The organism is Pseudomonadales bacterium (assembly GCA_024234435.1).
Classification (GTDB): domain Bacteria; phylum Pseudomonadota; class Gammaproteobacteria; order Pseudomonadales; family Porticoccaceae; genus JACKOF01.
Window position 1 is genome coordinate 477573 of sequence record JACKOF010000001.1, and the last position, 23523, is coordinate 501095.

Below are 23523 nucleotides of genomic sequence, written 5' to 3' on the forward strand. Positions count from 1 at the left end.
GCCTGATGTTTTCCAACAAAACAATAGTGATTACTGGTGCTGGTTCCGGAATCGGGCGGGCCACAGCGAGAATACTGGCCGAACTTAATGCCAACTTGGTTGTAACAGACTTTGATGGTGATTCTGCCGCCGAAACCGCCGAATTGATTCGCGGTTTTGGCGGCGGTATCGAGTCCATGCGAGTGGATGTCTGTGATGTTAATCAGGTTAAAGCAATGGTTGATCTGGCGGTAGAGCGCTTTGGTCAATTACATGGGGCTTTTAATAATGCCGGTTTGCCTATGGTAAACAAGCTGGTGGATGAGCTTGAGGTTGACGACTGGGACAGGGTATTAGATGTCAATCTTAAAGGCGTTTTTCTCTGTATGAAATACGAGATTGCCGCCATGCGTAAAACGGGTGGTGGTGCTATTGTGAATACCTCTTCCGGAAACGGTGCTGTTGCCAACCCTTATGCCTCCGAATACTGTGCATCCAAACATGGCGTTATGGGACTTACCCGGGCATCAGCTTGTGAAGCAGCCGTTACAGGTGTGCGGGTGAATGCTGTCATGCCTGGCATGATCGTGACGCCGATGACGGAAGACCTCGTGAATGATCCAAACTTTAAGGAACATCACGACATCGCTCTGGCCCGACATACCATTGGTCGATTTGGTCAGCCTGAAGAAATAGGTTATGCGGTTAAGTGGCTGTTGTCTGATGAAGCCTCATTTGTAAACGGTGCGGGTATTGCCGTCGATGGTGGTTATACAGCTCGTTAAGTTTTGCAAACGTAGATGGATACAATGATCAAAGAAAGTGACCTCAATTTTCATATTCCTGTAGATATTCCGCACGATTGGGCTGAGACGGGCTATTTCAATATTTATATTCCTGAGCAAAATATTTTTTGCTGGATTTATATTGTTCACCGCGCTGGCGTTGGTGTCACGGTTTCGGATGTTGAGATCATCGACAACTGGTCAGATAGTCTTGATGACGCGGTTTATATTGATTACATCAACCATAATCCGCTACCAGAAAAAGCAACAAAATTCGTATTGCCCAGCGGGTTGTCGTTTCACGCAAAGTCACTCAGAGAATACTCGTTGGTATACGAAGCGAATGGGGTGGCATTTAATCTCGATTTCACCAGCATTATGGAACCCTATGATATTCATGATGCTTCTATGGACCCATTAGCTACGGATGACCAAGAGGCTGCTATCGCCAATACCGGTTTTGGTTCTGCCTACGCGTCGCATTTTGATATGTCGGTTCGAGCTAAAGGGGTGCTGACCATCGGTGATGAAACATACTCTGTTGATTGTGTTTCGACTATGGATCATAGCTGGGGGCCGAGACCCGAGAATAATTTTTCACCGATGACCTGGAATAATGCGCATTTTGGTGAAGGTTATGTTGTTCATGCCATTTTTGCGTTTGATAGGTTCGCTCCAGCAGGCAAGCAACATCAGTTCAAGCATGGGTATGCACTGGTTGATGGTAAAGTGCGTGGAGCAAAATCGGGCTCGGCGAAAGTGGTTCGCAACGGTGATTACGTGATCGCGATAGAGATGAGAGTCGTCGATGTGGATGATCGGGAGCATATTGTTCACGGTGTAGCCGTTAGCCACACACCTTGGAGGCTATACGGTAATGCACAATCCACCATGGCGATGATGGAGTGGCGTAGGCCTGGCTCGGATGACGTGGGGTGTGGCACTTATTTTGATACCTGGCCGCTAAACCGGCTTCGCAATGCTTGATGAGTAAAACGGAATCAGGCAGGCTTCAGTGGCAAGGGCAGTGCCGTTTTGTAGCGCACCTGCTTTAGCGCCAGGCTAGAGCGGATGCCTTCCACCTGGGGTATAGGTGACAGCTTTTCTACAATGAAATGCTCCAGCGCTGAAATATCTCGAGTGGCGACTCGTATCAGATAGTCCGAATCGCCTGTCATCAGATAACATTCCATCACCTCTTCGTAACTGCATACTGTGGCTTCAAACTCTTCCAGAGAGTGCCGGTTCTGATCCTTCAACGTGATAAAAATAAACACGTTCAGTTGAAGCCCGAGTTTGTTGGCGTCTAGCAACGCAACATAATTGCGGATTACGCCTGCTTCTTTTAGCGCCTTAACACGTGCCAGGCAGGGTGAGGGTGAAAGGTGCACTCTTCTGGACAACTCTACATTTGACAGAGCGCTGTTTTTTTGGAGCTCTTTAAGAATCTTTAAATCAATAGAATCGAGGTTCATTATTCTGAAAAAATGTAATTAGTCAGAATAATATGCTGTAAATTACGGTTTTAGTCAACAATATTGGTGAAAAATACTTTCCTCGGGCGTCTATACTATCCAGTAAATAATCGGGGGTGTTATGAGTTCAGTCGGTGCAAATAATATTGGCTTTGCTTCTTCCGCGTCAGAGCGCGAGGGTATAGATACGCAAGAATTGCTGGAATGGAAAGAGGCGTTTGAAAGTGTCATTCGGTATTCCGGTGTGGATCAGGCGAAAGCGATTATGGATGAGCTTGCTGCCATGGCGAGGTTGCCATCCGTTCAGTGGCGCCCCAGCCTTAGAACCCCTTATATCAATACCGTGTCGGTAGAAAGTGAGCCTGATTTTCCCGGCGACTTAACGATAGAAGAGCGACTGGCCTCCATTATGCGGTGGAACGCACTGGCAATGGTGGTGCGGGCGAACCGGGCTTACGGAGAGCTGGGCGGACATATTGCCAGTTACGCCAGTGCTGCCGATTTATTTGAAGTTGGCTTCAATCATTTTTATCGTGCAAGCACAGATGACTTTGACGGTGATCTGGTTTTCTATCAGCCGCATTCGGCGCCGGGCATTTATGCTCGAGCGTTTCTTGAAGGCCGTCTCAGTGAAACCGATTTGGAGCACTATCGGCAGGAAATTTCGGCAGGAAAAGTTGGTGCGCAAGGTTTATCGAGTTACCCTCATCCCTGGTTGATGCCGGACTTCTGGCAGTTTCCTACGGGGTCAATGGGGATTGGCCCAATTTCGTCGATTTATCAGGCGCGCTTTATGCGTTATCTGAATCATCGTGGTTTGCTGGATACTTCAGGCAGAAAAGTCTGGGGAGTGTTCGGCGACGGGGAGATGGATGAGCCAGAAAGTATGTCGGCACTCACACTTGCTGCACGTGAAAAGCTGGATAACCTGATCTGGGTCGTGAACTGCAACTTGCAGCGATTGGATGGCCCCGTTCGCGGCAATGGCCGCATCATCGATGAGTTGGAGGCGTTGTTCTCGGGTGCGGGTTGGAACGTCGTTAAGTTGGTATGGGGTTCCGATTGGGATGGGTTGTTTGCGGGTGATACAGAAGGTGCTTTGATTAAGGCGTTTTCAGAGACCGTTGACGGTCAATTTCAGACATTCGCCGCCAAAGATGGCCGTTATAATCGAGAAAGCTTTTTCGGTCAAAATGAGTCGCTGGCTAGATTAGTACAGGGGCTGACGGATGAACAGATTGATCGACTGAAGCGCGGTGGCCACGATCTGGTAAAAATCTATGCCGCTTACGATGCTGCCCAAAAGCATGAGGGCAGCCCGACCGTTATTCTTGCCCAGACTAAAAAAGGTTTTGGTATGGGTGAAGCTGGTCAAGGCAAGATGACGACACACCAGCAGAAAAAGCTGGATAGTAGTGCGTTGCTGGAATTCAGAGATCGATTCCAATTGCCTTTGACCAATGAGCAGGTTGAATCCCTGAGCTTTTACAAACCCGCTGAGGATAGTCCGGAATTAAAGTACCTTCTTGAACGCCGCCAGGAACTGGGTGGTTTCATGCCTCAACGCAAGTCGCAGGCGCCAGCGCTGATGGTTCCCGATCTGGCTAATTACGGTAAGTTCGCAACGGAAGCCGCTGAAAAAGAAATGTCGACCACCATGGCATTTGTCCGCATGCTGGCGAGCTTAATGAAAGACAAAGAGGTCGGGCCTCGTGTGGTGCCGATTGTCGCTGACGAAGCGCGAACCTTTGGCATGGCCAACCTGTTTAAGCAGTTTGGTATTTATTCCAGCGCCGGGCAGCAATATGAGCCGGAAGATATTGGCTCCATTCTAAGTTATCTGGAAGCGAAGGACGGACAGATTCTGGAAGAGGGTATCAACGAAGCCGGAGCTATTAGTTCCTGGGTTGCGGCAGGTACCAGTTACTCGGTTCACCAAACACCAATGATACCGTTTTATATTTATTACTCGATGTTTGGTTTTCAACGGGTTGCTGACCTTATCTGGGCTGGTGCCGACCAGCGCGTGCGTGGTTTTCTTCTGGGAGCCACCTCGGGCCGAACAACATTGGGAGGAGAAGGTCTGCAGCACCAGGATGGCAGCAGTCATATCATGGCTGCAACGGTGCCCAATTGTCGTGCTTATGATCCTTCATTTGCCTGTGAAGTTGCCGTTATTCTGAATCATGGCATGAAGCAGATGCTAGAAGATCAGGTAGATGTTTTTTACTACATGACATTAATGAACGAGAACTATGCCCAGCCCTCAATGCTTGCTGGCGTTGAAGAAGATATTATTCGCGGCGCCTACTGCTACAAAACCATTGAGGCCGCCAAAAGTGTTGGCACTGTTCGCTTATTGGGGTCTGGCGCTATTATGCCGGAAGTGGTTGCGGCGGCAGAGCTACTTGCCAGTGAATGGCAGATCAGTGCCGAATTGTGGAGTGTCACCAGCTACACAGAGTTGGCCCGCGAAGCGCGAGATACCGAGCGTTGGAATTTGCTGCACCCTGAAGCCCAGCGTAAAGAGCATCATGTTGGCAAGTCGTTTAATGGCGAACTTCCGGTAATTGCGGTCACTGATTATATTCGCGCATTGCCACAGCTAATCAGCGAGTACGTTGATGCAGACTTTACAACATTGGGGACTGATGGCTTTGGCCGCAGTGATACGCGGCCAGCGTTGAGAAGTTTCTTCGAGATGGATCGATACCATATTGTACTGGCCAGTGTTAGTCGTCTTGCCCAGCAAGGGCGGATAGATTCGGCGTTGTGTTCAAAAGTTATTGATCAATATGCAATAGAAACGGGAGCCGATGCCCCTTGGGACTGCTAAGGGGTGATTTCGAAATAATAAAGAGCCTCTGATTAACCCCGTGCAGCCATTGCGAGTAAAGAGTGTGTATGGGGTGCGGAATAACTGATTAATCAGAGGCCCATGAATATTGCCAAGGTGTGCTGGCTGTAAAAATTGGAGAGAGAATTGGCTAGATTAAGTCATGTGATTGTGCCTGATATTGGGGGTGCCACCGGAGTTGAGGTGATCGAAATAGCAGTGACGCCGGGTGAGTTTGTTGCGGCTGAAGATACGCTATTTACCGTCGAGTCAGATAAAGCCACGATGGATATACCATCGCCGTTGTCAGGTAAGCTTGTCGAGTTAAAGATCAGCATTGGCGATAAGGTTGATGAGGGTTCTCTCGTGGCCATTGTTGAGGAATCGTCAGAAGAAAATTCTGAACAACCAGCCTTGTCCGAGCCTGAATTGATGACCTCTCCAGAACCTGTTCAGAGTCAGGGCGCGTGTGAAACCGACCCGGCTGAGGCCGCGTCGGCGACTGATGTGGTTACTAACGATGTGGTTACTAACGATGTGGTTGCCAATAAAGTTGAGGTGTTTGTGCCGGATATTGGCGGTGCAGCCGGGGTAGAGGTTATCGAAATTTCGGTAGCGCCAGGCGACCATATTCTAGAAGACACTAGCCTGATTACTGTGGAGTCCGACAAAGCCTCAATGGAAATTCCCTCCCCGTTTGCGGGTACGCTCCGTGAGCTGAAGGTGGCGCTTGGGGATAAGCTTGACGAAGGATCACTGATAGCAGTTATTGAGCGAGAAGGCCCTGAGCAGATTAGTGATGATCAGGCTGTTGCTGATTGCGGGAAGGCTGCTCAAACTGAAACGGCTAAATCGGACAGCGGTGCTACACCGCAAGTTGAGGCGAAAAAGGTTGATGCTGAAAAGGGGCAGGCTACTGCGTTAGTTGCGAGTTCTGGTACTGCTTCTGAGCATACTCACTCTGATAGTCAGGATGTGTACGCGTCGCCTTCTGTGCGCCGTTTGGCAAGAGAATTGGGCGTATCTTTGGCGGGAATTCAGGGAACCGGCCCCCGGCAACGGTTAACCAAAGAAGATGTGCAGAATTTTGTAAAAACAAAAATGCAATCGGCTGGATCTGAAGTATCGAATACACTGGGGCTGCAGGGTTTAATGCCGTGGCCTGAGGTAGACTTTTCCAAATTCGGGGAGGTTGAGCGGCAGCCTATGTCCCGGATTCAAAAGATAAGTGGCGCTGCATTACACCGGAACTGGGTTTCCATCCCTCATGTTACCAATCATGAAGATGCCGATATCACCGGGTTAGAGATGTTTCGCCAACAGTTAAATAGCGAGCAACCTGATAATAAAGTGACCTTGTTAGCGCTGCTTATGAAAGCTTGTGTTGCAGCTCTCAAGCAGTTCCCTCAAGTCAACGCCAGTTTGGATGGTGATGATATTGTGCTGAAGCGTTACTACCATATTGGTTTTGCTGCCGACACCCCGAAAGGTCTTGTGGTGCCGGTGGTTCGTGATGCAGATAAAAAAGGTGTGTATGAGTTAGCTTCGGAAATCAGAGGGCTGTCTGCAAAAGCCCGAGAAGGAAAGTTAAAGCCGGACGAAATGCAAGGTGGGTCGTTTTCTATTTCTTCTCTCGGAGGTATTGGTGGTACGTATTTTACGCCGATTATCAATGCGCCGGAGGTAGCAATTTTGGGTGTGGGTAAGGCTAGGGAGCAACTGCAAAAGCAGGGCGACGAGATAGTTTCCCGGTTGATTCTGCCTTTGAGCCTTAGTTGGGATCATCGCGCATTAGATGGTGCATTGGCTGGCAAGTTTAATGCGTTTCTCGCCGACGCACTGGCGGATTTCAGGCGGGTGTTGTTGTAAGGTGTTTTCTGGTTTTCTTAAACGGCTTGTTGGATAGCCGGGCTGTAAAAAAAACGGGATTTAAGAGTGTGTAATCCTTAAATCCCGAAGTGGGTAAGAAGAGGGTAATGAGTTCCCGGCTACTGAATTTATTCAGTAATCTTTCTGTCTGTGTGGTGTGTTAGAGCACCTTATTACATATCGCCAGGAACTGCGGGTCAGACAGCAGTGTTCTTTGCAGGCGACCTTCTGATTTGACTTGTCCCAGAATTTCTTCAGTCTGGTCAGGTGTGGCGGTCAGGTTATGTCGGTGCAGATGATATTCAATGGTTGCCTTACCGCTGTTTTTGCCGAGCACAAGTTCGGTTTTTGGCTGTCCAACAATGGACGGCACCATCGGCGACACTGACATATCAAAGCCTTTGCTTTCCATTTTTGTTATCAGGTCAACAGCGACACCGGTTTCGACGTTAAACAGGCCTCTGCCAACAACGGGTTTATTGGCCGGTACCGGGCGGCGTGAGGCATTTTCAACCAGTATGGATACTTCCATCAGTCGGCTAAGATCAATACCGGTTTTAACGCCGGCCATGAGTTCCAGCATGGCGGCAATTTCTTCAGTTGCTGCGTTACCTGTCCTTTCTCCCAACCCATTGACGGCGGAATGAACGACATCTGCGCCTGATGATACGGCCTCCAGAACACCGGCGTTTGCCAGTCCGAATTCGTTGTGATTATGGTATTCAATGGTAATCCCAGGAACCCACTCCTTCACTTTTTGAACCAGAAAACCAGCCGCTCTGGGCAATGCTGCGCCGAATGTGTCTACCAGCACAATGGCTGCAGGATCGCACTGTGACGCGAGTGATTTATAAAAGTTTTCAAGATAATCCATATCATCGATACGCGTCATATCCCACCCCATGAAAATGGCTTTTATGCCTTTTTCCTGAGCGTAGTTAATGCTTTCAGCGCACCGGGCGACGATTCCGGGGGTATCCAGGCCATAACCCTCCTGATTAACGTAAGGGTTGAGGCAATGCTCAACAATAACGGTCTTCAGGCCGCACTCTTCGGAGAGGTCAATATCCATTTTGTGCGCTCTAACCAGGGCAGTGATTTCAGCATTCAGGTTTGAGGCAATCACCTCTTTAATTCCGGCCCGGTTTTCTGCTGAAATGATTGGCATCCCCGCTTCAATACGCGCCACACCAATATCATCCAGAGCTTCGGCGATACGTACGCGCTCGGCAACGCTATAGGCGACTCCAAAGGTTTGTTCGCCATCGCGCAAAGTTACATCATGAATCTGAATTTCCCTGCCCGCTAAACCATTGTTAACATCTTTATAGAAGTTGGCGGGGCAAACCCAGTGAGACTTGTCTTTAAAATTCTGTTGCAGCTTTAATCTTTCAATATCGTACATTACTTATATCTCGTTGCTTGTGTTTGGTTGTTGCAGGGGTTACGCAGGGGCGCATATTCTGAGAAGTCTGGCTCGGCAAGTCTGTCAGACCCCGAGGAAAACGGTTGGATTTCCCTGATTCGGAGAAGGTCAAAAGCAGAGCGCATTTTTGTGGTTAAGAATACTCAATGCTTTCCAAGTGGTCAAGTAATATACTGCTTAACAGATCCTGGTTCAATCGTGCCTTCAGTCGCTGCTCGCAACTGCCCCTTCACATTCAGACATCGTAAATGGGCTGGTGATCGATAACGGCGCGTAACCCTTGTTTTTAAACTGAAACTTCTATTGACCATTTGGACAAATTTGTATAGATTTCATTTCGAGATTAAGAAAGTCTGAGTTGCGGCGTAGAATCCGCAATTTCATGTAACTGACTCAATTGCGAATTAATAATTATTGCTTCTGGAGAGTTTTGAATAGAATGACTAAACCAGTTCAGCTTGCGCATGTGGTCATGCGTACATCCAATTACAAACCCATGATTTCCTGGTACCAGACAGTACTGGATGCAACACTCACTTTTGGTAATGAGGTGGTGTCCTTTATTACCTATGACGAAGAGCACCACCGTTTTGCGTTTATTCATATTCCTGGTTTGAAAAAGCCTGAGGCAGGTACTCAGGGTTTCGATCACTGCGCTTTTACATACGCATCCATGGCCGATTTACTTGAGAATTACAAACGGCTGAAAGCTGAGGGGATTGAGCCGTTCTGGTGTATTAACCACGGTCCAACCACGTCTATGTACTACCGGGATCCGGATGGCAATCAGGTGGAATTGCAGGTTGAGAACTTCGATACGGTTCAAGAATCCACAGCGTTCTTTTACACCGAAGAATTCAAGGAAAACCCTATTGGTGTTGATGTGGATCCTGAAGATTTATGCAGGCGCCTGGAGGCGGGTGAAGCAGAGCTGGAGCTTAAGAAAAGACCCCATATTGGCCCTCGAGGTATGGGTGATGACGTGCCTTTGCAGTAACCCTTCGAGCTGTATGATGCTGGATCAAATTATTACAAAAGAACAATAAAAGAGTAACTGTGATGGAAGCGCTGCAAAGCCTGGAAATTATCAATCTTTCCTCCCGTTTCTTCAGTCTTATCGACCATGGCCGGGCTGCTGAAGTGGCGGATTTTTTTACATTGGACGGCATGTTGACCTTTGGCGAGCCTTCTCCTAATGCCGGTGAGCATAGAGGTCGTGAGGCGATCGGAATCTTTTTTGCGGCGCGACAAGCCAATGCTGTAGTGGCTACTCGCCATGTCGTTAGTAATTTTCTGATTTCGGCAACCGGGCCAGACACTGCTAAAGCAGGTTTTTTGATGACGGTCTTCCGTGGCAGGCAGTCAGAAATAACGCCAGAGGCTATGTTTGTGGCGGATGTCACTGATACTTATGAGCGATTTCCGCAAGGATGGTTGATAGCGACACGGCTAATACAGCCGGTTTTTGTAACGGCTTATTGATAGTTGCTTTTGATAATAATAAAGGTTGCCCGCGGATCTTTCCGCACGACCCGTGCGTGTGCAGTCTGCTATGCAAAGAGATAAACATAGAAAATCAAGGTAGGGTTGTCTTGGTCTGTCGGGCTAACAAACTGTGCCAGTAAGTTGCGCTATTGAAGAGACACCAGAATCAGCCTTAAAGCTATATCACTGAATGAAATGAGGTTAGTTACTCCATGAAAGAAATTTCAATACCCGTATTAATTGTGGGGGGCGCTGGCAGCGGCCTCTCGTCTGCGATTTTTTTGTCACGGCTCGGTATTAAGTCATATCTGGTAGAAAAATACCCGACAACCTCTCCTGCGCCTAAAGCGCACTACCTGAACGCTCGCACTATGGAAATTTTTCGCGAGATAGGCCTCAGTGAAACGATTTATGAGCGCAGTACCCCTGCAGAAAATATGGCGTCGGTAGGTTGGTATACTTCGTTGGGTGGCAACGGCCCGCTGGATGGTAAAACCATTCATGTTATGGATGCTTTTGGCGGCGGCAGTCTCAAAGGGAAGTATGAAAAGCACAGTCCCTGCTGGCCTGCAAATTATGCGCAGTTACACCTTGAGCCAGTGATGTATGAGTTTGCCTGTCAGCAGGAGTTAATAGATCTCAATTTTGGCCATGAACTGGTCGACTTTGAACAGAGCCCAGAAGGCGTAACGGCAGAGATCCTTGTTCGGGAAACGGGTGAGCATTACCGGGTTAAAGCGGAGTACATGCTCGGTTGTGATGGCGGACGCTTTGTCGGTGAAAAGCTGGGAATCAAAATGGAAGGTATCGAACGGCTGTTCGATATGATTTCTGTGCATTTCAAAGCCGATTTCTCGCAGTATCTGGACGACGATTCACCCATGATTCGCTGGTTTATCAACCCCGAGAATGGCGGTTCCTGGGGTAGTGGTGTCATGGTGGCTATGGGGCCGAGCAACTATGATCGTCATTCTGAGGAGTGGTTAATGCATTTCTCGTTTGACCCAGATACGGTAGATTTTATCGAGCTGGACGAGCTTGTGGAGAAAATTAAGGAGTTGCTCAGAATCCCCGCCGATTCCGCCATTGAGGTGATGCACACCAACAAGTGGAAAGTGCAGGGAGTTTTGGCGGAACGCTTCAGGGATGGACGGGTATTTCTGGTGGGAGACTCGGCTCACAGGCATCCCCCCACCACCGGTCTCGGTCTCAACTCGGCAATTCAGGATACCCATAATCTGACCTGGAAGCTGGCGAGTGTACTTAAAGGAGAAGCTGATGAAAGTCTGCTCGACTCCTATGAGGCTGAGCGTCGCGCAGTTACCGGACGCAATGTCAGCTGGGCACTGTTTACTTTCCAGAATCATCTGGTGATAGATGCCGGTCTTGGCATGATTCCAGGGGCACCGATCGAGGTTAATCGTCAGGCAATGCTGAACCTGTTTGCCGACACGGATGACGGTGCCAGTCGTAGAGCCCGTCTTGAGGAAGTCATTAAAACACAACGTGCGGAGTTCCAGGCTCAGGATAGAGAGATTGGTTTTAGCTACGAATGCGGTGCAGTGATAAGTGACGGCACCCCGCTACCGGAAAAAAGCCCGATGGGAGACGACTATATCCCCACTACAAGGCCCGGGCATCGACTTCCTCATGCCTGGGTGCAATTGAATGGCAAGCGGATTTCCACCCTGGATCTGGTAGAAGGTAAAACGTTCGCACTGATTACCGGGCCAGAGAATGCTGAATGGAAAGCGTCTGCTGCGAAGGCGAGTGTGCCGGTTAAGGTTGTCTCTATAGGGGCTGCCGGTGCGGATTATCTCGACCTCAACGGGGAATGGCAGGAGGTGTCGGGTATCAGTGATGCTGGTGCCGTGCTGGTTCGTCCGGACAATCATGTAGGTTGGCGTTCTGTTGAGGCTGTCAGCAATCCCAATATTGCTGATATCGTGGATCAGATTCTGGGTAAAAAATAAGACTTCCCTAATGGTTTTAGTCACGGGTGTCGATCTTCACAGCAGTGCTGTTAACAGGAAAGGGTGCAATGAATTTTAAAGATAAAACATACATAGTAACCGGTGGCGCAAGCGGAGTGGGAGAGGCGGGTGTTACGCTTTTGGCACAGGCCGGGGCCAACGTCGTCATCGCCGACTTAAATGAAGAAAAAGCTGAGAATCTGTGTGCTTCTCTGGCGGCCGGACCGGGCAGTGTTACCTTTACTAAAACAGATGTCGCCAACGAAGACAGCGTTATTAACATGGTGAATACGACGGTTGAAACCTATGGTAGCCTTGATGGTGCGTTCAATAATGCGGGCTACCCACAGTCGAGCAAGGTCGCCGCGGACCTGTCGTTGGAAGAGTGGAATAAATGTGTGGGGATCAATCTGACCGGGGTATTTCTCTGCATTAAGCATGAGTTGCGGGCAATGCTTAAGTCTGGTGGTGGCTCGATAGTGAACACGGCTTCTGCTGCTGGTGTTGTGGCCTTTCCACAATCAACGGAATATGCAGCAGCAAAGCACGGCGTGTGCGGACTGACAAAAGCGGTTGCTATTGATTACTCAAGCCAGAATATCCGCGTCAATGCCATATTACCTGGTGCTATTGCGACCCCAATGTTGCTGGAAAAAGTTGCGGAAGTTCCTGAGTTGAAAACGTATCTGGAGTCGGTTCATCCCATTGGTCGATTTGGGCAGCCAGAAGAAATTGCTCAAATGGCTATCTGGTTGTTGTCTGATTTGGCTTCCTTTGTAACGGGGTCTTGTTTGTCTGTTGATGGCGGCTATGTCGCCGGTTAAACATCTTGATTTTCAGACTCTGGATTATTTATGAACAGCAGACTAAACCCGGAAGCCTATTGCGCGGCAAACGAACATCCTCTTTGGAATCAAAGTCATTATTTTACATTCTATGATCCGGATTCCCGCATAGGCTGCTTTATTCGCGCGGGTATTATGGAGAACAAACAGGAAAGTAATTCATGGCTGGTATTCTTCAAAGACGGCTTGCCGCTGTATACCCGGATTAACATGAACCTGCCATATACCTCCGCGCGCATGGAGAATGGCATCGAAATAGCGGGCATGAAAATTCTTGGCGTTGATGCGCAAAAGCGCGCGAGTATCAGCTTTCAAGATCGGGATTTCAGTTTTGATTTAACCTTCACCGCTATCCACCCCATGCATGACTCTATCGCCATGACTCGGGATAACGATGGCGCTTTTGCCGAGAATATTGCTACTGCACATCTGGAAGGACCTTGTTCTGTAAGCGGCGAGTTGAGGTTGCGAGATGGTCTGGACGTTTCAATATCCAATGGCCGTGGTTTCCGGGATCTGGCAGTTGGGCCGAGAGATTGGGATGGTTTAAAACACTATCGTTTGGCTTGGCCTTTATTTGACAACAATGTGTCTGCGGTCTGTGTTCATGGCATTTCTCTGAAAGGTGAAAATGCTTACATGAAAATGGTGAATAATGGTAAAGAATGGCGTCAGGTCACCTCTGTTGATGAGAAGATCACCTATTCAGAAAGCCTGTTTATCGAACGTGTTCGGTGGGATATCGAAGATGAAGATGGCAAAAAATATGGTTTTAGTGGCAGGTCGCTGTTTAGCTGGCATTTTCCGGTAGATACGTTTATCTGTACAGAATCCATGATGGAATATCGTCTCGATGACGGTACTATTGGCTACGGTCTTGGGGAATGCGGTTTCCGCCTGCCCTGGGATTTTCAAATTCCTTCTGCTGGTTAAGGCAGAAATTACCTACTTGTTACCAGGAGTTAATATGAAAGCCTGTTTTGTGAAAGCACCCTGCAGCCTTGAGAGTTTTCAATACATCGATTTGCCTGATCCAACACCCGCGTCCAATCAGGTGCTGGTTCGCTGGCATGCCAGTTCACTGAACTACCATGATTACATTGTGGTATCTGGAATTAAACCCACCAAAGGCGAAGGCATTGTCCCAATGTCTGATGGTGCTGGTGAGGTTGTTGCGGTGGGTTCGAATGTTAAAAAGTGGGCCGTAGGTGACAAAGTGATGTCTTTGTTCTTCCCCGATTGGATAGATGGAGCTGGTACCCCTGAAACTATTGCCAAAATCCCTGGTGACAGCTGTGATGGTTATGGTGCCGAACTTTGTGCTGTGGATGAACATTCTCTGACGTTGATGCCGGAAGGTTACAGTTATACAGAAGCGGCAACATTACCTTGCGCCGCGTTAACTGCCTGGCGTAGTCTTTTTGCCGATTGTGATCTGCAATTTGGTGACAAAGTATTAATTGAAGGTAGTGGTGGTTTCTCCATTTTTGCGCTTCAGTTTGCGAAAGCGGCGGGCGCTACTGTGTTTGCGACATCCTCCTCCAATGAAAAGCTCGAGCGCATGAAAGCTTTAGGTGCCGATGTACTGATTAATTACAAAGAAACACCAGAGTGGGGCCAAAAGGTCTATGAGCTTTCTGGTGGGGGCGTTGATCATGCGTTGGACGTAGGAGGTAGTACGCTGAACCAATCTATTACGGCTTGCCGTATTGGTGGCAATGTTTCGTCTGTTGGTATTCTCGAAGGTTTCGGCGCAGAAGTGAACCTGAGCTTGATGATCCACAGACAGATTCAGATCAAAACCGTGATGGTGGGTAACCGCAGAATGCAAGAAGACATGGTGAAAGCTATTAATGCCAGTGGTATCAAACCGGTCATTGATTCTACTTATAAGCTCAGCGAGCTTGCCGATGCTTTCCGTCACCAGATTGCTGGTAAGCATTTTGGCAAGATTGTGGTCGAGTATTGAGCGTGTTGTATTAGGTGACATGGGGGAGCGAATCATGACAGAGCCGACGACCTTACCTAAAGGGTTTGAGGACTTGGAGAAGTTCGTTCCTTTCTGGGCCGGTAAAACCAATGATATTCGCTGGGACCAGCGCTCACGAGCGTCGATGGAAGAGATTTCAGAATTTTACGATGCCATGCTTGGACGGGCTGAGGATGCGCTATCCTGGCTCGAGGACTATGGGCTTGATGCGATGCCGGAGGAAGAAGGAAGATTATTTTGCTTGCTGCTTTCATTGGTGCATGCCTCTATGTCTGTTGAGTTACACAAGCAGCCCCGGGCTCGGCTCTCGCCCTTTCCACACAATATTCACATTGAAAAAGGCCCCTCGCCCTTCGGTGGGTGAATGGGTTTTTTCAGGAGGGTTTGATGGATGACAAAGTAAGGCAGAGCGCCAAGCGAGAGTTTCCTTCATTAACGGTACCCAACGGTTTGGGTACCGCGCCAGTCTCTGTAGAACCCTATATTTCTGAAGAGTGGTATCAGCTTGAGCGTGAACGAGTATTTGGACGTGCCTGGTTGTGCATGGGCAGAGTTGAACAGTTGCCAGAGTCAGACACCTTTTTTGTTAAAGATGTGGAAGTCTGCGACGCCTTTGTGTTGGTAACCCGCGATAAGCAGGACAGGATTCGGGCATTCCACAATGTCTGCTCTCATCGCGCCAACATGTTGGTACTTGAACGACATGGAAAGGGCAGCCGGTTTGTCTGTAATTATCATCGCTGGACATACCGCAACAATGGCGACTGCATGGGGGTGCCTGACAGAGAGAGCTTTTTCGATCTCGATTTGGATAAGTGTGGCCTTACTCCCATCGCCTGCGAAGTGTGGGAAGGCTGGATATTCATTAATTTGCAAACAAAGCCGGAAGTGTCGCTCGAAGAATTTTTGGGAGAATTTGGTCGTTCGTTTAAGGGGCTTCCAGCGCCTTCGGCGGATAATGCGAGTGTTATCTCTGCAACGCAGAATGCTAACTGGAAAATCACCGCGGATGCTTTTGCCGAGTCTTATCACGTACCTTGTTTGCATACGAATACCCTTGGCACAACATTTTCGAATAAAAGTAACCCTTTTTCTAAACCCTTACATGCGAGAAATTTAGGCTCGCATAGGGCGATGACCACGTTTGGCAACCCCGATTATCAGATACCTGACAGCGCGGCTGTTGAGAAACTGGCTTACGCGGGAATTGATTCTGGAAATGTGCTTGGTGCGGCTGACAAGAGCGATGTCGAAACGATAATGAACCATCCATCGGTTAATCCAAGCAAGGCAACTGACTGGGCCACGGAGATAGGTTGGCTGTTTCCAAATTACATTATCTTTTACTCCCCTGGTGGTTTTTTCACGATGGAGTTTTGGCCCGCCTCACGTAAAACCACGCGTTGGGAAGCGCGATTGTTTGCGCCAAAGGCAAGAAATGTTAAACAACGCCTTCAGCAAGAGCACCACACTTGCCGGTTTGCTGAAATATTTCTTGAGGATGTGGGCAATCTTGATCGCCAACAGCTGGCAATGGAGTCGCGGGCAAAGAGCCATATGATTTTGCAAGATGCCGAGTTTATGCTGCGCCATAATCACGAAGCGATAAAGCGCTGGGTTGAGGCTGACAGCGTACGCGACGCGTTGAATGAATGATGAATCGATAACTAAAAATAACATATTTCCAAATAACATTACTGCTCGAGTCGTATTGTTTGAGCTAATCAAGAATTAATAAGGGGTGAATAATGAGTGCCGACCTAATTGTAGTGGGCTCTGGTGCCGGAGGGTTGACTGCTGCGACAGTCGCAGCCCTTCATGGCTTGGATGTCGTGCTGCTGGAGGCAACCGAATATTTTGGCGGCACGACAGCTTGTTCCGGTGGGGGTGTCTGGGTGCCCGCCAATCGATACCAGAAAAGTCTGGGTATTGATGATGATTTTGTGATGGCTGAACGCTATGTAAAGGCCATTCTTGGTGATGAATATAACGCAGAAAAGTTATCAGCTTATATTCATAAAGCCACAGAAATGCTCGATTACATGGAAGACAACACAGAGCTTAAACTGACCGCTACCAACTTTCCCGATTATGAGCCGTCTGAGCCGGGTCACAACATCGGGCGTTGCCTGTTAACAGCAGAATACAGTGGCACGTTGCTTGGGCCATTATTTGACAAGCTGCGTCCGCCGATCCCTGAGATGGGGTTATTTGGCAGTATGCAGCTGAACCCTGCGGATGCAGTGGCAATGCAGCAATGGCGTCAATCATTTGCTGCGTTTAAAACGACGGTTTCGAGATTTTTCAGCTTTGTTATGGATAAATTGAAATATGGTCGCGGTACCTTTTTGGCCAACGGTAATGCGCTTGCTGCCCGTCTTCTGAAATCTGCAGAGGATGCGGGGGTCACACTTCGTCACAACGCGCGAGTGCGCGACTTGCTTGTGGACAATAACAGGGTGGTGGGGGTTGTCGTAGAGATCAATGGCGTGAGAGAAGAAATCCGTGCGGACAAAGCGGTTATTCTTGCCAGCGGTGGCTTTGGCGCCAACCCGGAAATGCGGGCAAGGTACATTCCACAAACAGCGGCTGGCTACAATGTGCAACCGGAAGGCAGTCGCGGCGACGGTATTATCATGGCGCAAAAGGCCGGTGGGGTGTTTAAAGCGGACAATGTAGCGAATGCTATCTGGGTGCCAGCCTCGAAATGCCAACGGAGTGATGGCAGCACAGCCATTTTCCCTTCGTTATTTTTTGACCGTCATTCCCCAGGCAGCATGATGGTGGATGCCGCTACGGGTAAACGTTTCCTGAACGAGGGGTTTCACTACCAATCTTTTGGTGAGAATTGCGCGCGCCTGGGTGTTGAAAAAGTCTGGTTGCTGGCAGATTCCCGTTTTATCAAAAAGTATGGCATGGGAATGGTAAAACCCTGGCCCTTTCCGAAGAAATCCTGGATTAAAAAAGGCTACCTGATCAAGGCTGACTCCATTAAGGCTCTGGCCGATTCCATCGGTGTGGAAGCTGTGGTGCTTGAAGATACGTTTGCGCACTTTAATCAAGATGCACAGCAGGGAAAAGATTCTGAATTTGGTCGTGGGGAAGATGCTTACTCGGCTTATATGGGGGATGCCGCCCACCAGCCAAACCCCGGATTGGCACCGCTCGATAAACCGCCATTCTATGCCCTTGAAATACGCCCCAGTGATCTGTGTACACTGGCTGGAGTGGAAACAAATGCACTTGCTCAGGTGGTTAGCGAAGACGGCTCGGTAATTGAAGGATTGTATGCGGTGGGGATAGACGCCAATACTGTGATGCGCTATTATCCCGGTGGTGGTACCAGCCTTGGGCCCGCCATGACGTTTGCTTATATCGCGGCAAAGCATATTGCTGAAACCCGCTAATATTCCAGTTTTGAGGTAAAAAAATGTACCAGGATATTAAACTTGCTCGCCCTGACTTGGCGATTGACCCTGTCCACGATAACCGTCACAAATTGCCTGATGTTGAGTTTGCCAGGGAGTCTATTCCTTACATTGTTACGTTACCCGAAGAAGGCATTAAAGCGTTTATCTACACTTGGGTTAACAAAGACAGTGAAGCAGGTGCGGCTCTGGCTATTTTCGGGCCGGGAGTCGGTGACGAGCCGATTCAGCAGCGCCTGGCAGACCGGAAAGTGCCTGAAGATATGGATTTTTCCAATTGGCAAATTGACAACTTTTCAATGCGACAGGATCTTAAATTCCAGCATGCGGACTTGCGTTGGGAAACCGACACAGCATTGTTAGAATTCAGTTTCGATGCCATTCACCCTCCCTATGCGTATGGTGCCCATAAAGACGGTTGCCCTCAGTATGTGGCCACTAATCGTATTGAGCAATCTGGTCGGGTTAAAGGCCGATTTGTGATAGACGGAAGGGAAATCCCTTTTGATAGTCACGGACATCGTGATCACAGCTGGGGTGTTCGTAAGTGGGGTGCTTTTCAATATTACAACTGGTTCCAGGGGCAAAGCTCCGACGGCAAAATAGCGATTAATTACTGGAAATATTTAGTAGCAGGTCGTGAGAATTTACGAGGTTATGTTTGTAAAGACGGTTTGCTGGCAGAAATCACCAAGCTGGATACAGATGTCACGTTTACCGATGATCTTCTGCAAGAAAAGCTGGTATCAATTATCCAGGATGAAGCAGGAAGAGAAACGGTGGTTAATGCCAACTTTTTTGCTCACTACAATCTTGTTCCGAGTGACGAATTGCACTTGATGGAGGGTGGCGCCAGTGCAACATTTGACGGCAAACCTGGCCGCGGGCAACTGGAAGTAGGCTGGCCACCAGAGTATGTTGATTTTGTGAAAAAGCAGGGGCCGTTCTAATTCCGGCAGAAATAGTCAGAGCATTAGAAGAGGGTTTATCGAGTTTGCAAAAGTAAAAATTGCAGCATGTTAAACCCTCTTTTTATTCCAGCTGCTATTGCTCGTTATTTGGCGGTGACTGCTTATGCCGCCATTCTCTGGGTGAATACCCTGTCCAGGCTTTAAAGTGGCGACTGAATACCGAAACTTCTGCGTAACCAAGATTTAGCGCCAGGTCGGTAATCGGGATTTGTCCATAGTGTAGATATTGTTCTGCAATTGTTTGGCGTGTTTCTTTTAATAGCGCCCCGTAGCTGGTGTTTTCTTTTTGTAATTTTCTTTGCAGGTTTCTGGGGTGTAAATCCAGATTTACTGCTACTTTCTCAATGCTGCAATCTCCAGAGGGCAGTAACCGGCCTATGATTTCCTTCGTTTGATTCTGCAGGTTGTTTGGGTAGCGTTCTTTCAAGTATTGCAGGTATTCGTTGAAATGTACTTGCAAAGCATTTTTATCGACATTTGGTTTTTGAGCCAAAGCTTTTGCGCTTATTTGCATGCCGTCAAAAGGGCCAGAAAACTGTATCTGAGAGAAAGGTGGTTTGTCGGGGATAATGGTTCCTGCAGGAATAGATTGCTGCAAAAATATTCCGAATCGGTATGGATCACCATTCATCAATGTTTCTATTAGATGAATCAAACGGCCAACACTGAATTGCAGTAGTTGATCTGTGCCGAAGGGTGTATTGAAATCAAATTTAATGTGAATTCGAATATTTTCTCCCCGAGATTCCTGTGTTACATGTATGCCACTGGCGTGCAGATACAAGTAATGGTCCATTTTTCTGATGGCATCACCAACTGTTGGTTCCTGACAAATGGAGGCGACCAGATCTCTAAATACACCCATATCTTGCCTGGGGGCAAGCATTAACCCTAAAAATGGTGTATTGCAGGCAACCGCCGCTTTTTCCAGCAGCTCGGCCACTTTATTGTAGGAAATATAGCCATTGGGATTTCGGAACTGTGCCGGAGTTAATCCAACTTCTTTGGCAAGGGTGACAGGGTTGGCGCCGAGAGATTGAATTAACCTCCCTAGGCCCTCGAAAGCGCCGCTGCGAATTAAATACATATTTCTACCTCAATAGGGCGTGTCGTAAATTATCAAGCAGCTGTCGTAATATATCAAGTACAAAGAAGGTCGGAGTTCTAATATTAATCTCGTGTTATTTGTTTGTAATAAATTTTGTTGGCTATTAAAGAACTATAGATAAGAAACCTGCATAGACAGGAACTAATTTTGACAGTAGGCGAGTAGGTCTGCCCGCTGTGCCACATTAATAATAAAAAGTGCGCTCAGTCCTCCCCTGCATATGTTGATGTGGGTCATCGAGCGAAGCTTTTAATAATTGTACTAACTAGAGGGAATGTTTTATATGTCAACGATTTACATTGACGACCTGGCAGATCCAAAGATTTCAGAAAAGGGGCAGAAGACCTTGGCGGCAAGGGCCGCTGTTCCTATTGATTATACGATTGAAGCCGTGGTTGAATTTGCGGAAAGTCAGTTAGATGTACCTCTGTTTCGCGATGAATATATTTTTGATTCTTTTGATCGCTTTATGCAAGAAGCGAATCGTGACAATAGTATGAGTGAGGCGGGTAAAGGGCTTTTTGCGGCATCTTTTGCGGACAGTATTATTCAGCGTAGCAGAATGGAAGCGCTGTTTCTGAGACACCCAGAAATCAATGATATAAAAATCCAATCGCCTGTACTGATTGCAGGCCTGCCTCGATCTGGCACGACTAACCTCAGTAATATTATGTCGGCCGATAAACGATTTAATTCGATGAAGTTTTGGGAAGGCTGGCAACCAGTACCTTCCTTAAAACAGTTTAGCGGTGAAGAAGAAGATAACCGCGCACCGTTTTATGAGAAAGGCTTGGAAGAGTGGTATAACATCTGCCCATATTTCAAGAATATGATTGACGTCCCTTACGATGGTACTCAAGAAGAGTGTCTACTTTTTCATATGGATGGGTTACCTGTCGTCAATCTCAATCATGTGGATACGCCAAAGTGGCGGCAGTGGTTCTGGAATGATATGGACCCGAAAAGGTTGTATACCTTTCTGAAGAGAGCGCTTCAGGTGTTGCAGTGGTCGCGAGGCAACAGCCAAAGGTGGATATTAAAAAGCCCCCATCACTTACCCTTTTTACCGGTCATAGACGAAGTTTTTGATGACGTTAAGTTTGTCATTACGCATCGTGATCCCGCATCTTCCATGATGTCCAACGCCACTATGATGGCCTATCTATACCGTGAATGTTATGACAAACCTGACCCCCATGCGGCGATGGGTGATTCCATCGATATGATCGATTACATGTTGAAAGGGCTGGTTAGAGATATCGACAAGCTCGACCCTGCTCGCGTGCACCATGTTTATTTCCACACGTACATGGCAGACAACATGAGCACACTTAAGGGTATCTATAAGAGTGCAGATCTAGAGTGGACCGACGCTGCAGAAGCAGCAATGGACAAATACGTAGCAGATCATCCTCGTGGCCGACACGGTGGGGCGCTGATCTATAAGCCTGAGAAGGATTTTAGTGTAACCCGTGAAGAAATTCGCGCTCGTTATCCTTACTACTTTGAAAAATTCCCCGAAATAAGAGTGGAAGACAAGCACGGTTGATTTTGAAGCCTGCACGAATATACGAGTGAAAGATGAATAAACCATTCAGCATTACAGCGTTGGCCGAACCATTGTTTTACCGTGGTGGTTTAGACCATAAAGTAACCCGGGCCGACAATGGGGCCTTGGTGAATGAAGACTACCTGGCCTTTATTCGGGATGGCTCATGGGGAAAGGTTGAGTGCAAACCTGTATGTCCGGGCGTTCAGGTAGTGACCGGTTTTGGTTATGCCAATAGCACTTTTGTTGAAAGTGAGAATGGGTGGATTCTTGTAGACACCGGTACTAACCTTGGCAGTGGCCAAGAGTTGTTAAGACTCAAAGCTGAATTTAGTGACAAGCCTATTGTTGCTATTATCTATTCTCACCACCACTACACAGCAGGGGCCGCGGCGATAGCCGAGGCATATCCCGATGTCTTTATATATAGTCATCCTCTGGTAGAGCAGAACTTACTGGGCTTTAAGAATGCCGCCACCATGCGGGGTGGGCAAACGCAGGTGGGGCAGTATTTGCCGGAGGAAGGGGACGATGCCCGGGTAATGTACGGGTTTAATTCTCCGGTTTTTGATACTCCCGAGCTAAATGGCATCGGGCACATGTCACCGACGCACCTTGTTGCCGATGGTGAGAAGATCAACATCGACGGTGTCAGTATCACTTTTTATCATACCTCGTCTGATGCGACTGATAGCTTGATTGTGCATTATGCCGATTACGACCTGGTGACACACAATGCGGCGATCATGCCCATGCTGTTTCCGCTTTATACATTACGGGCTGAAACCTACAGGATTCCGCAGGACCTGATTGCCGGTATTGATTGCATTCGTAAGATCAAGCCGGAATATATGATCGGGTGTCACGGCTTTCCCGTCGTTGGCAAAGAAGAAGTGTACGAGATGGCAACCGCTCATCGAGATGCCTACGCCTTTCTTTATCAGCAGACAGTGCGGGGTATTAACCTTGGTTTAAATCCCGAGCGACTGATAGCAGAAATCAAGCTCCCCAAATACCTTCAGGAGAAGGAATTTCTTTTTCCAGCCTATATTGATCTGGAATATATTATCCGTGGTATCTATCGCGGGTTCGTAGGCTGGTGGGCGGGAGATCCCGCAGACCTTCACCCGCCTCAGCCAGAAGAATATCACCAGATTATATTAGAAGGCTTTGGTGGCGCCGATAACGTCATCGACCGGGCCGAATTGGCGTTTCATCAGAAAAAATATAATCTCGCAGCGAAACTATTATCTTCAGTGTTAATCGTTGACCCAGAGAACAGCCGGGCCAGACAAGTGAAGGCAGATGCGTTGCGAAAAATGGCGCAAGCCACGCGTACAGGTATACAAACCCGTAATTTTCTGCTGACTAATGCACTGCATCTGGAAGGGAAAATCGACAAGAACCTTCCGCCTGCCAATGATTTTCTGCCGCCAGCCAACCCTGACATGGTGCTTAAAACCCCGCCGGGAACTTTCATTAAATTACTTGAAAATAATGTCGACCCAAAACCGATCAACGATCTTGAAGTAACCATTAAATTCACATTTACCGATTTCAACTGTTCGTTTGGTTTGGCATTGAGGCGAGGAGCGGCTGAATATATCGATTCAGACCCCGGTGATTGCGCGGTACATCTTGAGCTATCGCACTCAAAATGGGCTGACGTGATGACTGGTGTGGTGTCTTTACAAGGTGCTATTCAATCCGGGGATGCTTGCATCTCTGACCGTGACAATAACTGGGAAAAAGTCTATCGGGCTTTCGAGGCGATATGGGGTAAATAATATTCGATAATTTTGCG

General features: G+C 48.1%; 19 protein-coding genes. 16 read left to right on the forward strand and 3 right to left on the reverse strand.

Annotated elements, in window-relative coordinates; genetic code table 11:
• Window positions 1–5 precede the first annotated feature (5 nt).
• Window positions 6–764 carry a glucose 1-dehydrogenase gene (locus tag H7A02_02270; protein ID MCP5171082.1) on the forward strand — a complete coding sequence of 253 codons (759 nt, stop codon included), beginning with the start codon at window positions 6–8 and terminating at the stop codon, window positions 762–764.
• A 15-nt stretch (window positions 765–779) separates the two neighbouring features.
• Entirely contained in the window at window positions 780–1751 is a 972-nt protein-coding gene (locus tag H7A02_02275) for a hypothetical protein (GenBank protein MCP5171083.1), read from the forward strand.
• A gap of 14 nt (window positions 1752–1765) precedes the next feature.
• Here the strand turns inward: H7A02_02275 and H7A02_02280 are convergent, their stop codons facing one another.
• On the reverse strand, window positions 1766–2242 hold the full coding sequence (locus tag H7A02_02280; protein MCP5171084.1) for an Lrp/AsnC family transcriptional regulator: 477 nt from the start codon (window positions 2240–2242) through the stop codon (window positions 1766–1768).
• Between the two features lie 118 nt (window positions 2243–2360).
• Here H7A02_02280 and mdeB point away from each other — a divergent pair, with 118 nt between their 5' ends.
• Window positions 2361–5075 carry an alpha-ketoglutarate dehydrogenase gene (mdeB, locus tag H7A02_02285; protein MCP5171085.1) on the forward strand — a complete coding sequence of 905 codons (2715 nt, stop codon included), beginning with the start codon at window positions 2361–2363 and terminating at the stop codon, window positions 5073–5075.
• Between the two features lie 147 nt (window positions 5076–5222).
• Window positions 5223–6944, forward strand: a complete 1722-nt coding sequence (locus H7A02_02290; protein MCP5171086.1) for a dihydrolipoyllysine-residue acetyltransferase — start codon at window positions 5223–5225, stop codon at window positions 6942–6944.
• 160 nt (window positions 6945–7104) lie between these two features.
• Here H7A02_02290 and H7A02_02295 read toward each other — a convergent pair whose 3' ends face one another.
• Window positions 7105–8349 (reverse strand): homocitrate synthase, encoded by a 1245-nt coding sequence (locus tag H7A02_02295; protein MCP5171087.1) that lies wholly within the window; start codon window positions 8347–8349, stop codon window positions 7105–7107.
• Window positions 8350–8809: 460 nt separating this feature from the next.
• Between H7A02_02295 and H7A02_02300 the strand changes: the two genes are divergently transcribed.
• From H7A02_02300 to H7A02_02345, 10 genes are all read left to right on the forward strand, one after another.
• Window positions 8810–9367: a VOC family protein gene (locus tag H7A02_02300; GenBank protein ID MCP5171088.1), complete on the forward strand. Its 558-nt coding sequence runs from the start codon at window positions 8810–8812 to the stop codon at window positions 9365–9367.
• 62 nt (window positions 9368–9429) lie between these two features.
• On the forward strand, window positions 9430–9852 hold the full coding sequence (locus H7A02_02305) for a nuclear transport factor 2 family protein (protein MCP5171089.1): 423 nt from the start codon (window positions 9430–9432) through the stop codon (window positions 9850–9852).
• A 215-nt stretch (window positions 9853–10067) separates the two neighbouring features.
• Window positions 10068–11828, forward strand: coding sequence for an FAD-dependent monooxygenase (locus tag H7A02_02310; protein ID MCP5171090.1), 1761 nt, complete (start codon window positions 10068–10070; stop codon window positions 11826–11828).
• A gap of 68 nt (window positions 11829–11896) precedes the next feature.
• Window positions 11897–12652, forward strand: a complete 756-nt coding sequence (locus tag H7A02_02315; GenBank protein MCP5171091.1) for an SDR family oxidoreductase — start codon at window positions 11897–11899, stop codon at window positions 12650–12652.
• 30 nt (window positions 12653–12682) lie between these two features.
• On the forward strand, window positions 12683–13606 hold the full coding sequence (locus H7A02_02320; protein ID MCP5171092.1) for a hypothetical protein: 924 nt from the start codon (window positions 12683–12685) through the stop codon (window positions 13604–13606).
• A gap of 34 nt (window positions 13607–13640) precedes the next feature.
• Window positions 13641–14642, forward strand: a complete 1002-nt coding sequence (locus H7A02_02325; GenBank protein ID MCP5171093.1) for an NAD(P)-dependent alcohol dehydrogenase — start codon at window positions 13641–13643, stop codon at window positions 14640–14642.
• 19 nt (window positions 14643–14661) lie between these two features.
• A complete protein-coding gene (locus H7A02_02330; GenBank protein MCP5171094.1) occupies window positions 14662–15027 on the forward strand; it encodes a hypothetical protein in 366 nt (121 codons plus the stop codon).
• 23 nt (window positions 15028–15050) lie between these two features.
• Complete coding sequence (locus tag H7A02_02335; GenBank protein MCP5171095.1) at window positions 15051–16319, forward strand: aromatic ring-hydroxylating dioxygenase subunit alpha; 1269 nt, start codon at window positions 15051–15053, stop codon at window positions 16317–16319.
• 92 nt (window positions 16320–16411) lie between these two features.
• A complete protein-coding gene (locus H7A02_02340) occupies window positions 16412–18070 on the forward strand; it encodes an FAD-dependent oxidoreductase (GenBank protein MCP5171096.1) in 1659 nt (552 codons plus the stop codon).
• A 23-nt stretch (window positions 18071–18093) separates the two neighbouring features.
• Window positions 18094–19041, forward strand: coding sequence for a hypothetical protein (locus H7A02_02345; GenBank protein ID MCP5171097.1), 948 nt, complete (start codon window positions 18094–18096; stop codon window positions 19039–19041).
• 94 nt (window positions 19042–19135) lie between these two features.
• On the opposite strand, the gene H7A02_02350 is transcribed toward H7A02_02345, so the two are convergent.
• Complete coding sequence (locus H7A02_02350; protein MCP5171098.1) at window positions 19136–20149, reverse strand: AraC family transcriptional regulator ligand-binding domain-containing protein; 1014 nt, start codon at window positions 20147–20149, stop codon at window positions 19136–19138.
• A 304-nt stretch (window positions 20150–20453) separates the two neighbouring features.
• On the opposite strand from H7A02_02350, the gene H7A02_02355 reads away from it, so the two are divergent.
• Together H7A02_02355 and H7A02_02360 are read left to right on the forward strand one after the other, a co-directional pair.
• On the forward strand, window positions 20454–21719 hold the full coding sequence (locus H7A02_02355) for a sulfotransferase (GenBank protein MCP5171099.1): 1266 nt from the start codon (window positions 20454–20456) through the stop codon (window positions 21717–21719).
• Window positions 21720–21751: 32 nt separating this feature from the next.
• Window positions 21752–23506, forward strand: a complete 1755-nt coding sequence (locus H7A02_02360; GenBank protein ID MCP5171100.1) for an MBL fold metallo-hydrolase — start codon at window positions 21752–21754, stop codon at window positions 23504–23506.
• Window positions 23507–23523: the final 17 nt, after the last annotated feature.

Coding starts and splice junctions, on each gene's coding strand:
- H7A02_02310 (MCP5171090.1), top strand. CDS start 10,068: ATGAAAGAAATTTCAATACCCGTATTAATTGTGGGGGGCGCTGGCAGC.
- H7A02_02355 (MCP5171099.1), top strand. CDS start 20,454: ATGTCAACGATTTACATTGACGACCTGGCAGATCCAAAGATTTCAGAA.
- H7A02_02315 (MCP5171091.1), top strand. CDS start 11,897: ATGAATTTTAAAGATAAAACATACATAGTAACCGGTGGCGCAAGCGGA.
- H7A02_02320 (MCP5171092.1), top strand. CDS start 12,683: ATGAACAGCAGACTAAACCCGGAAGCCTATTGCGCGGCAAACGAACAT.
- H7A02_02270 (MCP5171082.1), top strand. CDS start 6: ATGTTTTCCAACAAAACAATAGTGATTACTGGTGCTGGTTCCGGAATC.
- H7A02_02275 (MCP5171083.1), top strand. CDS start 780: ATGGATACAATGATCAAAGAAAGTGACCTCAATTTTCATATTCCTGTA.
- mdeB (MCP5171085.1), top strand. CDS start 2,361: ATGAGTTCAGTCGGTGCAAATAATATTGGCTTTGCTTCTTCCGCGTCA.
- H7A02_02345 (MCP5171097.1), top strand. CDS start 18,094: ATGTACCAGGATATTAAACTTGCTCGCCCTGACTTGGCGATTGACCCT.
- H7A02_02300 (MCP5171088.1), top strand. CDS start 8,810: ATGACTAAACCAGTTCAGCTTGCGCATGTGGTCATGCGTACATCCAAT.
- H7A02_02330 (MCP5171094.1), top strand. CDS start 14,662: ATGGGGGAGCGAATCATGACAGAGCCGACGACCTTACCTAAAGGGTTT.
- H7A02_02335 (MCP5171095.1), top strand. CDS start 15,051: ATGGATGACAAAGTAAGGCAGAGCGCCAAGCGAGAGTTTCCTTCATTA.
- H7A02_02325 (MCP5171093.1), top strand. CDS start 13,641: ATGAAAGCCTGTTTTGTGAAAGCACCCTGCAGCCTTGAGAGTTTTCAA.
- H7A02_02295 (MCP5171087.1), bottom strand. CDS start 8,349: ATGTACGATATTGAAAGATTAAAGCTGCAACAGAATTTTAAAGACAAG.
- H7A02_02305 (MCP5171089.1), top strand. CDS start 9,430: ATGGAAGCGCTGCAAAGCCTGGAAATTATCAATCTTTCCTCCCGTTTC.
- H7A02_02350 (MCP5171098.1), bottom strand. CDS start 20,149: ATGTATTTAATTCGCAGCGGCGCTTTCGAGGGCCTAGGGAGGTTAATT.
- H7A02_02340 (MCP5171096.1), top strand. CDS start 16,412: ATGAGTGCCGACCTAATTGTAGTGGGCTCTGGTGCCGGAGGGTTGACT.
- H7A02_02360 (MCP5171100.1), top strand. CDS start 21,752: ATGAATAAACCATTCAGCATTACAGCGTTGGCCGAACCATTGTTTTAC.